This is a genomic window from Ochrobactrum vermis, assembly GCF_002975205.1.
In the GTDB taxonomy this organism is placed as follows: Bacteria; Pseudomonadota; Alphaproteobacteria; order Rhizobiales; family Rhizobiaceae; genus Brucella; species Brucella vermis.
On the sequence record NZ_PCOC01000001.1, the window covers coordinates 2,494,914 to 2,508,970 of the forward strand.

Here is a 14,057-nt window from a genome sequence, read left to right on the forward strand (position 1 = left end):
CTCCTGTCTAAGGTTTTCATGCGCCTCTTGATTAACAGAGCATGGGCGTGAAAAACCGGGTTATCCGGTGCAGAACAAGCAAGTCCCGAGAGGCTTGCAAAGACAGGGTTGGCAAGTAGTGCGGTTTTCGGCGGCTGAAATGGCGAGCCGGTTTCTACCCGGCAGGATCGCAGCCAGACTTCGTCCTGTGACGGAGCGGCTGGATGCTGTGCTTACGGATAGCGGACCGCAGGCAAGCGCGCAGCGTTCTTCCCTTGTCGCCTTTTCCGTGCGCATTGCGAGTGCCGCCATCGCACTCCTGTCTCAAGTCATTCTGGCCCGCTGGATGGGTGAATTCGAATACGGCATTTTTGTCCTCGTCTGGTTGACCATGATCATCATCGGCGATCTGGCCTGTTTCGGACTGCACACAACCATTATCCGTTACGTCCCGGAATATGTGCAGCGCCAGATGTTCGGCCTCGTGCGCGGTATTATCCTGACCGGGCGTATTTTCGCTTTCACAGCCGCCACACTCATCGCGCTTCTGGGGGTGGCCTTGCTGCTCCTGCTCAAGGACCATGTCACGAGCTATTATCTTGTGCCGTTCATCCTCGGTTTCATCTGCCTGCCGATGATTACGCTCGGTAATATGCTCGACGGCATAGCGCGCTCGCGCACCTGGGTGATGATGGCGCTGACACCAAGCTATATAGTCCGCCCGCTTCTGGTCCTCCTGTTCATGATCATCGCGCATGAGGCAGGGTTACCCTCCACGGCCACCGTCGCGCTGGCGGTATCAATCGCTGCGACCTGGCTCACAACCGTCGGACAATTTCTGACGGTCGGCCGCTCACTGGAAAAAGATATACCCCCGGCATCGCGCGACCAGCGCTTTGGCGAATGGATGAAGGTTGCCCTGCCGATTTTCCTTGTCGAAGGGTTTTTCTTCCTGCTCATCAACGTCGATGTGCTGATGGTGGGTCACGCACTCGACCCTGAACACGTTGCAATCTACTTTGCGGCAACGAAGATCATGGCGCTTGCCCATTTCGTCTATTTTGCCGTGAAGGCGAGCGTCGCCCAGCGCTATTCGGACCTGCTGCATAGCGGCGACCGCGCCGCATTTGCAAGCTTTGCCGAAGCCTCCGTTCGCTGGACATTCTGGCCGACACTTTTTCTGGGTGTCGTCATTCTGCTGGCAGGCTATCCGCTTCTGCGGCTTTTCGGCCCCGCCTTCACTGCCGGCTACCCACTTCTGTTCATCCTCATCATCGGGGTAATCGCGCGCGCCAGTGTCGGCCCTGCGGAAAGCCTCCTCAACATGTCGGGAAAACAGAATATCTGCGCCTTGCTCTACGCAGCCACACTTGCCGTCAACGTCATTCTCAATCTGGTGCTGATACCGCGCCTCGGCCTGACGGGCGCCGCCATTTCGACAGCCATCGCCATGCTGATGGAAGCAGCACTTCTTTCGGCAGCCGTATCACGCACCTTGCACATAACCATGTTCATTCTCATTCCACGAGACCGTACCAAGACCTCGGAGGGGACTTTGTAATGGCCGCGAAACCTTTGCTTGAAGAATCGGCAGGCGGAAATGCAGCCCACATCGTTTCGGAACTTTCCGAAAGCGGCGTGGCCCATGAAGCCGCCAAGAAGCTTGAGGAAAGCCTTCATAGCCGCGATATACCGCGCAAGCTCGCAATCTATGGCGCAGCAGCCGGCTTCGAGTTGCGGGATGAACTCGATCACTTGAGCAACCGTACGGTCGAGCCGAACGTCTTCTTCAATGCGCGGTTCCTGGCGCCAGCCATGCCGCGCCTTGAAGATCGCGAGGTTCGCTTCATGGTCATGCGCGACGAGAACGAAATCCGCAGCCGCTTGCGCTTCGTTATGCCCTATACGATCGAGCGTCCCGGCCTACCGCTTTCGACGCCCGTGATCCGCGCCTGGTCCACACCGTTCGGGCCTCAGGGCACACCGCTGATCGATCACGACGACCCTGTCGGCGTGCTGGAGGACCTGTTCGATATTCTGGCGCGCCAGCATCTCAAACTGCCCGATGTGCTTGTCTTGCCGGAAATGCGAGCCAATGGCCCGGCGGCAAAACTGATCCGTTCGGTTGCTGTTGGCCGACAACTGCCTTTGGTCGCCATAGAACAGAAGGAGCGCCCCTTCCTCCAAAGCGAGCTGGATGGCGACGCCTATATCAAAGAGGCAATCGGCGCGCACCATCGCCGGGACTATAATCGTCTGTGGCGTCGGCTGGCGGAAAAAGGCGAGCTTGCCTATCGCGTCGCCCGCACGTCTGACGAAGTGCGCCACGCATTCGAACATTTCCTGACCCTTGAAGCGAGCGGCTGGAAAGGCAAGCGCGGCACCGCCATGGCCGTCGACCGGTTTCGCGCGGCTTTCGCCCGCGAGGCGGTCAACAATCTTGCCGAGCGCGACTGCGTGCGCGTGCACACGCTTGAACTTGATGGACGGGTCATCGCTATTCTGATCGTCTTTACTGTTTCGGGCGAAGCCTGGACCTGGAAGACAGCCTATGACGAGAGCCTGAACGCCTGGTCACCCGGTGTGCTTCTGATGATCGAAGTCGTGAAGAACCATCTGAACGATCCGAATATCAACCGCACCGATTCCTGCGCCGTTCCAGATCATCCGGTCATGATGCGGTTGTTCGACAAACGCGAGACAATCGAAACTCTGGTGATCGGTCTCAATCCATCTGCGGACAAGCTTGTCCGTCAGGCTGCCTCGCAGATCCATCTCTATCAGCGAACACGCAATCTGGCCCGCATCGTGCGCAATCGCATCCGCAGCTTCGCCGAAAGGAAATAGGGGTGAACTTAAGTTCACCTTAAAAAAGCCCCGAAATCACTGTCCTGAATCACCGATCAGCGGATTTATCCGACAAAGAAAGTTGCGATTGCAGTTTCGCACAAGCCCTGCGAAGCTTCGCCCGCAACGGCAACTATCGGCCTGTACCGGCCCATACTCGCCCATATCGAATTGTGAAGGTTCAGGAATGCGATTTCGACGCCCGACCATTGCCAGCGGTACGCTTTGCGTCCTGACCGCGATTTATCTCCTTGCCTTCACCAACACTTCTTTCTGGCAGCGCTTGATCGCCTATTTCTCCGATCATCCGCAAAAGCTCGTTGTTGCGGCGGCGGCCCTTCTTCTCATCCATATTGCCGTCCTGATGGCTTTCTCGGCGAAATATATCATCAAGCCGGTTCTGATTTTCGCCATATGGGTCGCCGCAGGCGGATCCTATTTCACGGATACTTTCGGCACGATCATCGACCGAAATGTGGTTGAGGCAACGCTCACGACGACAAAGGCCGAGTCGGGCCATCTGATAACGACGGGCTTTCTGCTGCATATGCTGCTTTACGCCGTCATTCCCTCGCTTCTCATCATCTGGATTCGCGTGAAGCATCGGCCTCTGCTGCAAAAGCTTCTCGTCAATACGGTTTCGATCATCGTCTGCCTGGCCGTCGCCATTGCGCTGATCGGTTCGGATTACGGCAGTTTCTCCTCGATGTATCGCGAGCATCGCTCCGACATCATGGAACGACTGATGCCCGGCACGCCGCTCAAGAGTACGGTGCAATATGTCGCGCGCGACCTGAATGACAGGCAAATCGTGATGCAACCACTCGGGCTCGATGCCAAACAGACATTGCCGCCGATTGCATCGGGCAAAAAACTGCTGACGGTTGTCGTGGTGGGCGAAACGGCCCGCGCCCAGAATTTCAGCCTTTACGGCTACCCGCGCGAGACCAATCCCGAACTCAAGCAGCAGGATATCGTCACCTTCACGAACACGACAAGCTGCGGAACAGACACTTCTGTTTCCGTGCCATGCATGTTCTCGCCCTTTACGCGCGAGGATTATTCGAGCTCCAAGTTCCATGGCTCGGAAAATCTGATGGATGTTCTCAAGCATGCTGACGTACAGGTTGTATGGTACGAGAACAACACCGGCAGTAAGGGCGTGTCGGACCGCATACCGACGGTCGATCTGCAGAATTCGAATAATGCGCAATATTGCGAAGGTGGCGAATGTCTCGACCAGATTCTGGTCGACCAGCTACGCGATCACCTGAAAGGTGTGAAAGGCAATGCGACCATCGTCCTGCATATGACGGGCAGTCACGGACCATCCTATTATCGCCGCTATCCGCCGGAATTTGCCAAGTTTACACCGGAGTGCCGCACGAGCGAATTTTCCGACTGCACGACAGACCAGATCGTCAACGCCTATGACAATTCGATCCTCTATACCGACCATATACTGTCGGAGGTCATCAACGTCCTCAAGGCGAGCGAAGACCGCTTTGCCCCTGCCATGATCTACATGTCCGATCATGGCGAATCGCTTGGCGAAGATGGCCTTTATCTTCATGCGGCGCCCTATTTTATTGCTCCTGACGAACAGACGCATATTCCTTTCGTCGCGTGGTTCTCACCGGACTACGCCAATGCCACCAAGCTCGATACGGCTTGCGTCAGACAGGATGCCGCCGCACCTTCTTCACACGACAATCTGTTCCACACGATCATTGGCATGATGGGTATTAAAACCTCGGTCTATGATCAGGCGCTGGACCGCTTTGCCAACTGCCGGAAAGCCAATGTCGCAAGGTCGAACTAGAACGCACGGTGTCGCGCAGATAGCTGATTATATCAGCCGAACCAATGATTTGAGCCATCCGACAAAGCATGATACACTTTGTCTTGGGAGAGCGCATGGACAGGTGGATTAGGAGGTCCACACCGGTGCAATCCGGCACTTTAAATGAGTGCCTGGAGCCCGGATAAAATTGTAAAGCTTCCGCCTGGCTCAAACGCTATCGCGCCCTCCCGGGGAAGGAGATGCGCTATGGAATATTTTCACTATGTCAGCACGCTGGATTACGTCCTGCTGGGTTTCATCGCCTTGCTGGTCTTCTGGAATCTGGTCGAGGCGAACATACACAGATAAATAGCGGCGACTTATCTTGGAGTGCGTTTCAATCTGATTGAAGCAGATCGGCGCTCTAACTGATTGTTTTGAACCATGCATCTTTTCCGAAAACCGTTTCACACTTTTCGGGATGCTCTTTAAGTCGCTCGATCCCATGGAGCCTGTTGCGCCTGATACGATCAGGAACAGGGTTCTTTGACGAAAATACAGCCGTTGCGACGAACGGCTGATTGAGTTGTGTGTCATTACTTCTTTGCTCCGCCCGCTATCCGTACGGAGAGCGGTGGAAGCTGCACTTTTGAGCAATTGACCTCGTTTCGTTTAGCCGGTATATCCCAACCCGCTGTCCCTTGGACCATATCGAACTGCTTCGGCAGAAATGTGCGGGTGTGGTGGAACTGGTAGACGCGCCGGACTCAAAATCCGGTTCCGAAAGGAGTGTCGGTTCGATTCCGACCACCCGCACCATTTATCCCACCACACGTTTTATTTCGTCACGCCGCTTCAAGCGCCTGCGCCAGATCGGCGATCAGATCGTCCGGATGTTCGATACCGATGGAAAGCCGGATCGTCGATTCCAATACGCCGATACGCTCTCTCACGTCGACGGGAACGCCCGAATGGGTCATCGCAGCCGGGTGGCTCGCAAGTGACTCCGTACCGCCGAGACTGACAGCAAGCTTCAATATCTGAAGCGCGTTCAGGAAGCGGAATGCCGCCGCCTGCCCGCCTTCGATATCGAAAGAGAAAGTCGAACCCGCACCGCTGCATTGGCGCTTGAAAAGCGCACCGACGTCCGAGCTCTCATCCTCAAATGGAAGATAGTGCAATTTCTCCACCTTCGGATGATCGCGCAGAAACTCCGCGATTGCCTGGGCGTTGCTGTTGGCGCGCTCCATGCGTAGTCCGAGCGTTTCAAGCGAACGCCCCAACATCCAGCATGAATGCGGATCAAGTTGTGTACCGATAGCACCGCGCAATGCCTTGACCTGCTTTACAACAGCCTTGGCACCCAGCACCGCCCCGGCAATCAGATCTGAATGTCCGCCAACATATTTGGTCAGCGAATAGACCGAAAGATCGGCACCATGGTCGAGCGGCTTCTGGTAAACCGGGCCAAGCAAAGTGTTGTCGCAGGCAATAATCGGACGGTGTCCCTGCTTTTGTTCGATTTTTTCCGCGACGCGCCGGATGGCCGCAATATCGACAATGCTGTTGGTGGGATTGGCGGGCGTCTCGATCAAAATCACCGAAACGCGTCCCTTGCGAACGGCCTGTTCAGCAGCCTGTTCTATCGAGGCTTCGTGCACGCCATCAGCGAAGGCGACCGCTTCGACGCCGAAATTGAGAAATGTCTTGGCAAGGAGCGTTTCCGTGCCACCGTAGAGTGGTTGCGAATGTAAAATGACATCGCCGGGGCGTGCGAAAGCGAACAGCGTCGTGGCAATTGCCGACATACCGGAAGAAAACAACGCACAGCTCTCGGTGCCTTCATAGACGGCGAGGCGATCTTCAACGATCTCGCTGTTGGGATGATTGAAACGGGAATAGACAAGACCGGCGCCAACTCCGGCGGGCGGCTCCTTGCGACCTGAAACAAAATCAAAAAAATCACGCCCGTCTTCTGCGGTCTTGAAGACGAAAGTCGACGTCAGAAATACCGGCGGTTTGACCGCTCCCTCGGAGAGTTCCGGGTCGTAGCCGTAATTGAGCATCTGCGTTTCAGGATGAAGCGGATGATTGCCCAACATGGTCTTTGAAGGCCGTGGCGCAGTCATGAATACCTCCTTGAGAAAAATCCTCCCGCCCGTATTCGGACAGGAGGAGCTTAACAGAGGTCTTCGAGAATCTTCTTGCGTTGTTACGCTCTCTGGAGAAATCGCTGCAATGGCAGAAGATGCAGGTTGGGTAGAAATACCCTCGATTATTTGACGACCAATACCGGCACAGTGCTGAGTGACAGAACCTCTGCAGCCTGACTTCCCAGCAGCAATTTGTTCACGCCACGACGGCCATGCGATGCAATGACGATCAGATCGGCATTCTTGGCATTCGCCGCCTCGACGATGCCTTGCGCCGGGGACTGATTTTCGACATGCACGGCCTCGACGCTGACGCCGATCTCCGTTGCCTTGGCTTTTGCCTTCGTTAGGATTTCGGTGGCTGCCTTGGTGATAGCCTCACGATATTCCTGAAACGCCGCCGGGCTCGATGCCCATTCCGCCGCGACAACGATACCGTAGGATGGCAGAAGTTCGGTCACGGAAACGAAGGTAACCCTGGCACCCGTTTCCTTGGCCAACGCCACGCCCTGGTCGACGCCTTTCTCGGCAAGTTCCGATCCATCGGTTGCGATCAGTATGTTCTTATACATTCGTGTTCTCCTGGCTGCCTGATACCCGATGGTGCGCGTCTCCCCGTCGCAACGCATTGACGCGGATCAATCGAGCTTTAACCCAAGCTAATACGCCAACTCCCAATTATGATGGAATTTACTTCCAATTTATTCGATTATAAAGAATAAATTTCTAAACTTGATACGACAAGCGCATGCACCCAACTATGCTTTTGCGCAGTTTCCTCTTAAACTTTGCGCGACAATAGGGAGATCAAGCCATGAACAAGCCCCTGAACGAACCGAAAACCGGCAAAACCGCAGGTCGCGGCCGCATTTATGATTCCATTCTCGACACGATCGGCAACACCCCGCTTGTGCGTATCGACAAGTTCGCCAAGGAAAAGGGCGTGGAAGCCAACCTTCTCGCCAAGCTTGAATTCTTCAATCCTCTGGCAAGTGTGAAGGACCGTATCGGCCTGGCACTGATCGAAGCGCTGGAACGCGATGGCAAGGCCGTACCGGGCAAAACGGTCTTCGTCGAACCGACTTCCGGCAATACAGGCATTGCGCTCGCCTTTGCCGCTGCAGCCAAGGGCTATCGCCTCGTCCTCACCATGCCGGAAACAATGTCGGTGGAACGCCGGAAACTTCTCAAGCTTCTTGGCGCTGAACTGGTTCTGACCGAAGGTGCAAAAGGCATGAAGGGCGCTATTGCCGAAGCAGAAGCCATTGCTGAAGGCAATCCGAACGCGATCATCCCACAACAGTTCGAAAACCCTGCCAACCCGGAAATTCATCGCCTCACGACGGCAGAGGAAATCTGGAACGATACCAATGGAGAAGCGGATATCCTGATCTCCGGCATCGGAACCGGCGGCACAATTACTGGCGTCGGCCAGGTCATCAAGGGACGCAAACCGTCCTTCAAGGTAATCGCGGTGGAGCCGAAGGATTCACCCGTTCTTTCGGGCGGAACACCCGGCCCGCACAAGATTCAGGGCATCGGCGCAGGCTTTGCCCCAAAGACGCTCGATACCGGCATCTATGACGAAGTCGTTCAGGTTTCCAACGACGACGCTTTCGCCAATGCGCGCCTGCTCGCCCGTCTCGAAGGCATTCCGGTCGGCATTTCTTCCGGCGCCGCTCTGGCGGCCGCTGTCGAGATCGGCAAACGTCCGGAAAATGCTGGCAAGAATATCGTCATCATCATTCCATCCTTTGCCGAGCGCTATCTTTCGACGGCGCTGTTCGAGGGCCTTGAATAGCCTATTTCACGCGCGCGTTCTCAAAAGACAAAAGCCAGAGCGGGCAACCGTTCTGGCTTTACTTCAAACGTACCTGCCGTGCGTGAAACGAACGGAAGGCTTTAAGTGCTCATATCAATGGTGCGTACGCGCCGCGCAAGCCGGTCCTGGTCCGCGCATATAATAACGCTCGGGCCTGTAGCTCGGTGCGACGAACTCGCGGATGACATTAACGCTGTCACGCAGCTGAACAAGAATGCTCATCGTCTTAACCTTCGTCAAAAACACGCTATTCGGAATGGATGCCCGTCATGTCCCGTCCAACCGGGACCATGAAACGTTGTTCATTTCCGAACATCTTAATGAAAACTTTAACAATCAAAGATGAATAAGCTCTGAACCCTTATGGTTAAGAGTAAGTTAATGGTAAGGATGTTGAAGCTTTCCACAGATCGCAAATTGCTGCCACAATTGAAAAAGGCCGGATTGAACCGGCCTTCTTCGTGCAAAATTTATAAGTATTACCGCGTCGGAACCGGATGCTCGCCACGATAATCGTAAAAGCCACGGCCTGTCTTGCGACCCAGCCATCCAGCCTCGACATATTTGACCAGAAGCGGACATGGGCGATATTTGGAATCCGCCAGCCCGTCGTGCAGAACCTGCATGATCGACAGACAGGTATCGAGGCCAATGAAATCGGCGAGCTGTAGCGGCCCCATTGGATGGTTGGCACCAAGCTTCATGGCCGTATCGATCGCCTCGACGCTGCCGACGCCTTCATAAAGCGTGTAGATAGCCTCATTGATCATCGGCAAAAGGATACGGTTGACGATAAAGGCCGGGAAATCCTCGGCAACAGTTATCGTCTTGCCAAGCGCGGTTACGAAATCGTTCGATTTGCGGAAGGTTTCCTCATCGGTGGCAATGCCACGCACCAGTTCGACAAGCTTCATCACCGGCACGGGATTCATGAAATGAATGCCGATAAAACGCTCGGGACGATCGGTCGTGGATGCGAGACGCGTGATCGAGATCGATGACGTGTTGGTCGCGAGTATCGCCTGCGGGTTCAAAGCCGAGCAAAGCTGCGCGAAGATCTTGCGCTTGACGGTTTCGTCTTCGGTTGCCGCTTCGATGGCGAGATCGACGCCAGCCAGATCGGCCATGGAATTCGCCGGACGGATAAGCTTCATCGCCGCGGCGCGCTGATCTTCAAGCAGTTTGCCGGAAGAAACCTGACGCGCCATGTTGCCATTGATGGTGGCAATGCCCTTTTCGAGCCGATCCGCTGCCGCATCGTGAAGAAGCACATCGAACCCGGCCAGCGCGCATACATGAGCAATACCGCTGCCCATCTGTCCTGCGCCGACCACCCCTACCGTCTTGATTGCCACAGTCATAACTCCTTCATTCAGCCGCTCCGGAACGGAGCCGAGGCCTAGAGCATTTCCAATGATTCAGGAAACACGGAAATGCTCTATCTTTTGTTTTTACGCATTTTCCAACGCAAAACCGCTTCGCACTTTTGCTGGAAATGCTCCAGTATACCAATTCCGTCCAAGACAGATACAGCCCTCATATTGCGAAAGGCAAAAACAGCGCTTTCATGCCGGAGGGCTTCCTATAAAGAAAAAGCGGCGGGACTTGCCCGCCGCTTTCTGATCGATCAAAGCGCTTTTTGCAATTCAGGAAGAATTGTAAAGAGATCACCGACGAGGCCATAATCTGCCACCTGGAAGATCGGCGCTTCTTCGTCCTTGTTGATGGCGACGATGACGCGTGAGTCCTTCATGCCCGCCAGATGCTGGATCGCACCGGAGATACCGACGGCGATGTAGAGATCCGGTGCAACCACCTTGCCCGTCTGGCCGACCTGCCAGTCGTTCGGCGCATAGCCCGCGTCGACAGCTGCACGGCTGGCGCCGACCGCCGCACCGAGTTTGTCTGCAACCGGCAGGATCACTTCCTGGAACTTTTCAGCCGAACCAAGCGCACGACCACCCGAGATGATGATCTTGGCCGAGGTCAGTTCTGGACGGTCCGAATCCGAGAGCGCGTTGCCCACGAAGCTCGACAGCGCCGGATCGACCGCTGCATTGACGCTTTCAACTGCAGCCGAACCACCGACACCCGTTGCCTGGAAAGAGGCGGTGCGGACCGTGATCACCTTCTTGGCGTCGGTGGATTGTACCGTCTGGATCGCATTGCCCGCATAGATCGGACGCTTGAACGTATCCGCCGACACAACTTCCATGATTTCGGACAACTGCATCACATCGAGAAGGGCTGCAACGCGCGGCAGGATGTTCTTGGCCGAGGTGGTCGCCGGCGCAATGATCGTGTCGTAGTTGGCTGCCAGTTCCACAATGAGAGCTGCCGTCGGCTCGGCCAGACGGTTTTCCAGCGCATCGCTTTCAGCCAGCAGAACCTTGCGTATGCCCTTAAGCTTGGAGGCGGCATCAGCAGCAGCCTTCGCACCCTTGCCTGCAACCAGAACATCCACGTCGCCGCCGATCTGGGCAGCTGCCGTCAGCGCCTTGGCCGTCTGGTCCGAAAGGGTTGCATTGTCGTGTTCGGCAATAAGAAGAATAGCCATTTATTTCGTCCCTTCCGATTTCTTTAGAGTACGCCGTCGGCCTTGAGCTTCTCGACCAGTTCAGAGACTGAACCGACCTTTACGCCAGCCTTGCGTCCACCTGGCTCTTCGGTCTTCAGGACCTTGAGGCGCGGCGCAATGTCGGCGCCGAAATCGGCAGGCGACTTTTCGTCGAGCGGCTTCTTCTTGGCTTTCATGATGTTCGGCAGCGATGCGTAGCGCGGCTGGTTCAGGCGCAGATCGACCGTAACGATGGCCGGGAGCTTCACGTCGATGGTCTGGAGACCGCCGTCAACTTCGCGCGTCACCTTGGCCGAACCGTCGCCCAGTTCCACCTTCGAGGCAAAAGTTGCCTGGCTCCAGTTGAGGAGCGCCGACAGCATCTGGCCGGTCTGATTCGAATCGTCGTCGATGGCCTGCTTGCCGAGGAAGACGAGGTCCGGCTTTTCCGCATCGACCACGCCCTTCAGCACCTTGGCAACACCGAGCGGCTCAACCGTTTCATCGCTCTTCACAAGGATCGCGCGATCGGCGCCCATGGCGAGCGCCGTGCGCAGCGTTTCCTGTGCCTGAGCCGGACCGACCGAAACCGCAACGATTTCCGTCACCTTGCCCGCTTCCTTCAGTCGGATCGCTTCTTCAACTGCGATCTCGTCGAACGGATTCATCGACATCTTGACGTTCGCAAGCTCAACGCCCGAACCGTCTCCCTTTACACGGATCTTAACGTTGTAATCGACAACCCGTTTCACTGCGACAAGGACTTTCATCCGCGATTACCTCTTCAATAACTCTTGCAGCAGGACTATGCCGCCGTGAACTCCCACCCGCATGTCAAAATCCGACATGAAAGCGGCACCGGCGCAACTTGGGTTATGGCGCAAATGCGCTGCCTATCCGCCGGGAACCGGCACGAAACCTAAAGACGGTTGACGTGCACGTCAATCAGGCTTGGGCCGCTATATCGATTAAAATCAATTTATCTTGACAAGAGGTCATTCCGAAACTGCGCAACCCGGCGCCCCCTGTTTTCATGTCGTTTACAAGCCACACGCCATGCTTTAGGTAACGCCTCGTAATCCGGTCGCAGCCTACCCGGTCAAAACAAGGAACCCTGACTTATGAAAACGCTCGTCGTCTGCTCCGGTGGACTCGATTCCGTTTCGCTTGCTTACAGAATAGCAGCCGAACACCAACTCACCGCCCTCCTCTCCTTCGACTATGGCCAGCGCCACAAGAAGGAACTGGATTCGGCCAAAGCCTGTGCCGAAAGGCTGGGCGTTCCTCATCAGATCATCGACATTCGCCCGATCGGTGCCAGCCTGACCGGCTCGGCACTGACCGACGACGTCGATGTTCCCGACGGACACTATGCCGAAGAAACGATGAAGGTCACCGTCGTTCCGAACCGCAATGCAATCATGCTGGCGATCGCATTCGGCGTAGCGGCTGCGCAAAAAGCGGACGCCGTGGCACTTGCCGTGCATGGCGGCGATCACTTCATCTATCCTGACTGTCGCCCCGGCTTTATCGATGCTTTCCAGACCATGCAGAACCATGCGCTGGACGGTTATGCGGACATAAAGCTGCTCGCCCCCTATGTGCACGCGTCGAAAGCCGACATCGTTATCGACGGCGCAAAATATCGCACACCCTTCGCGGCGACATGGTCCTGCTACAAGGGTGGGGAACATCATTGCGGACGCTGTGGCACCTGCGTCGAGCGACGCGAAGCTTTTCATCTCGCCGGTATTGAAGACCCGACGGTCTATGAGGATGCCGATTTCTGGCGCTCGGCAATCGAGAAGAGGAGCGCCTGATGTTTCGCATCACCAAGGAGTTTCACTTCTCCGCGTCACACCAATTGACCGGACTACCCGCCGATCATCAATGCGCGCGGCTGCACGGCCACAACTATATTGTCGAGGTCGAGCTTTCGGCTCCCGATCTCGACCAGCACGGTTTTGTCCGTGATTATCACGAACTGGCGCCGTTCAAGCACTATATCGATGATTGCTTTGACCATCGTCATCTCAACGATGTTCTGGGCCACAACCAGAGCACGGCTGAAACGCTTGCCCTGCATTTCTTCGAATGGTGTCATACGCGGTGGCCTGAAATTTCCGCCGTGCGGGTCAGCGAAACGCCCAAGACATGGGCCGAGTACAGACCATGACATCGGAACAGAAACCGGTGCGAGACATCCGCATCGCAGAGATTTTCGGTCCGACGATACAGGGCGAAGGTGTACTCATCGGTGAGCCGACGGTTTTCGTGCGAACCGGCGGCTGCGATTATCGCTGTACCTGGTGCGACAGCCTCCATGCCGTCGAAAGCCGCTTCCGCCATGATTGGCAAGCGATGAGCGTGGAGGCGATTTGGGATGAAGTGACGGCACTTTCCCGAAGAAAGCCGCTAACGGTGTCACTTTCTGGCGGCAATCCGGCCATTCAGCCGCTGGGACCATTGATTGAACGCGGCAAGGCCGAGGATTATCGCTTTGCACTGGAAACCCAGGGGTCGGTTGCGCAGGACTGGTTTTCCGCACTCGACACGCTGGTGCTTAGCCCCAAGCCCCCCTCAAGCGCCATGAAGACAGATTTCGATGCGCTCACCGCATGTGTTGAAGCGGCCGGACCGAAGCCGCGAACGGTGCTGAAATTCGTCATCTTCGATGATGCCGATTACGCCTTTGCCAAAGAGGTGGCCAGTCGACATCCGCGATTGCCGGTCTATCTCCAGCCCGGCAATCATACGCCGCCGCCGCCTGAAGCACATGATGCCGCAATCGATATCGACGGTATCATGCGGCGGATGGAATGGCTGGTGGAAAAGGTGACTACGGATGGCTGGTACGATGCACGCGTCCTGCCCCAGCTTCACGTGTTGATCTGGGGCAACAGACGCGGTGTCTAA

Annotated in this window: 13 protein-coding genes and 1 tRNA gene; 8 read left to right on the forward strand and 6 right to left on the reverse strand. The window is 55.9% G+C overall.

Features of this window, described 5'->3' with window-relative positions:
* Positions 1 to 139 precede the first annotated feature (139 nt).
* The 4 genes from CQZ93_RS12365 (at position 140) to CQZ93_RS12380 (ending at position 5,428) form a co-directional block, all read left to right on the forward strand.
* Complete coding sequence (locus tag CQZ93_RS12365) at positions 140 to 1,540, forward strand: lipopolysaccharide biosynthesis protein (RefSeq protein ID WP_286153195.1); 1,401 nt, start codon at positions 140 to 142, stop codon at positions 1,538 to 1,540.
* Complete coding sequence (gene bspF / locus CQZ93_RS12370) at positions 1,540 to 2,826, forward strand: type IV secretion system effector crotonyl transferase BspF (RefSeq protein ID WP_105542808.1); 1,287 nt, start codon at positions 1,540 to 1,542, stop codon at positions 2,824 to 2,826. The genes CQZ93_RS12365 and bspF overlap by 1 nt, the downstream gene beginning before the upstream one ends.
* A gap of 187 nt (positions 2,827 to 3,013) precedes the next feature.
* Complete coding sequence (locus tag CQZ93_RS12375; RefSeq protein WP_105542809.1) at positions 3,014 to 4,648, forward strand: phosphoethanolamine transferase; 1,635 nt, start codon at positions 3,014 to 3,016, stop codon at positions 4,646 to 4,648.
* 695 nt (positions 4,649 to 5,343) lie between these two features.
* Positions 5,344 to 5,428: transfer RNA gene (locus CQZ93_RS12380), tRNA-Leu, on the forward strand.
* A 26-nt stretch (positions 5,429 to 5,454) separates the two neighbouring features.
* Here the strand turns inward: CQZ93_RS12380 and CQZ93_RS12385 are convergent.
* Positions 5,455 to 6,738, reverse strand: a complete 1,284-nt coding sequence (locus tag CQZ93_RS12385) for a cystathionine gamma-synthase family protein (protein ID WP_105542810.1) — start codon at positions 6,736 to 6,738, stop codon at positions 5,455 to 5,457.
* Between the two features lie 146 nt (positions 6,739 to 6,884).
* On the reverse strand, positions 6,885 to 7,334 hold the full coding sequence (locus tag CQZ93_RS12390; RefSeq protein WP_105542811.1) for a universal stress protein: 450 nt from the start codon (positions 7,332 to 7,334) through the stop codon (positions 6,885 to 6,887).
* Between the two features lie 242 nt (positions 7,335 to 7,576).
* Between CQZ93_RS12390 and cysK the strand changes: the two genes are divergently transcribed.
* Complete coding sequence (cysK, locus tag CQZ93_RS12395) at positions 7,577 to 8,563, forward strand: cysteine synthase A (protein WP_105542812.1); 987 nt, start codon at positions 7,577 to 7,579, stop codon at positions 8,561 to 8,563.
* 114 nt (positions 8,564 to 8,677) lie between these two features.
* Here cysK and CQZ93_RS26940 read toward each other — a convergent pair whose 3' ends face one another.
* The 4 genes from CQZ93_RS26940 to CQZ93_RS12410 form a co-directional block, all read right to left on the reverse strand.
* Positions 8,678 to 8,806, reverse strand: a complete 129-nt coding sequence (locus tag CQZ93_RS26940; RefSeq protein WP_286153199.1) for a hypothetical protein — start codon at positions 8,804 to 8,806, stop codon at positions 8,678 to 8,680.
* A 257-nt stretch (positions 8,807 to 9,063) separates the two neighbouring features.
* The gene (locus CQZ93_RS12400; RefSeq protein WP_174977406.1) at positions 9,064 to 9,939 is read right to left on the reverse strand and encodes a 3-hydroxybutyryl-CoA dehydrogenase; all 876 of its coding nucleotides are present in this window, start codon (positions 9,937 to 9,939) and stop codon (positions 9,064 to 9,066) included.
* Positions 9,940 to 10,211: 272 nt separating this feature from the next.
* Positions 10,212 to 11,141: an electron transfer flavoprotein subunit alpha/FixB family protein gene (locus CQZ93_RS12405; protein WP_105542814.1), complete on the reverse strand. Its 930-nt coding sequence runs from the start codon at positions 11,139 to 11,141 to the stop codon at positions 10,212 to 10,214.
* Between the two features lie 23 nt (positions 11,142 to 11,164).
* Complete coding sequence (locus CQZ93_RS12410; protein WP_010657517.1) at positions 11,165 to 11,911, reverse strand: electron transfer flavoprotein subunit beta/FixA family protein; 747 nt, start codon at positions 11,909 to 11,911, stop codon at positions 11,165 to 11,167.
* A 351-nt stretch (positions 11,912 to 12,262) separates the two neighbouring features.
* Here CQZ93_RS12410 and queC point away from each other — a divergent pair, with 351 nt between their 5' ends.
* From queC to queE, 3 genes are read left to right on the forward strand one after another with little or no spacing between them, the layout of a single operon-like run.
* On the forward strand, positions 12,263 to 12,961 hold the full coding sequence (queC, locus tag CQZ93_RS12415; protein ID WP_105542815.1) for a 7-cyano-7-deazaguanine synthase QueC: 699 nt from the start codon (positions 12,263 to 12,265) through the stop codon (positions 12,959 to 12,961).
* The gene (queD, locus tag CQZ93_RS12420; RefSeq protein WP_105542816.1) at positions 12,961 to 13,317 is read left to right on the forward strand and encodes a 6-carboxytetrahydropterin synthase QueD; all 357 of its coding nucleotides are present in this window, start codon (positions 12,961 to 12,963) and stop codon (positions 13,315 to 13,317) included. Before queC ends, queD begins: the two co-directional genes overlap by 1 nt.
* Positions 13,314 to 14,057 (forward strand): 7-carboxy-7-deazaguanine synthase QueE, encoded by a 744-nt coding sequence (gene queE / locus CQZ93_RS12425; protein ID WP_286153211.1) that lies wholly within the window; start codon positions 13,314 to 13,316, stop codon positions 14,055 to 14,057. Before queD ends, queE begins: the two co-directional genes overlap by 4 nt.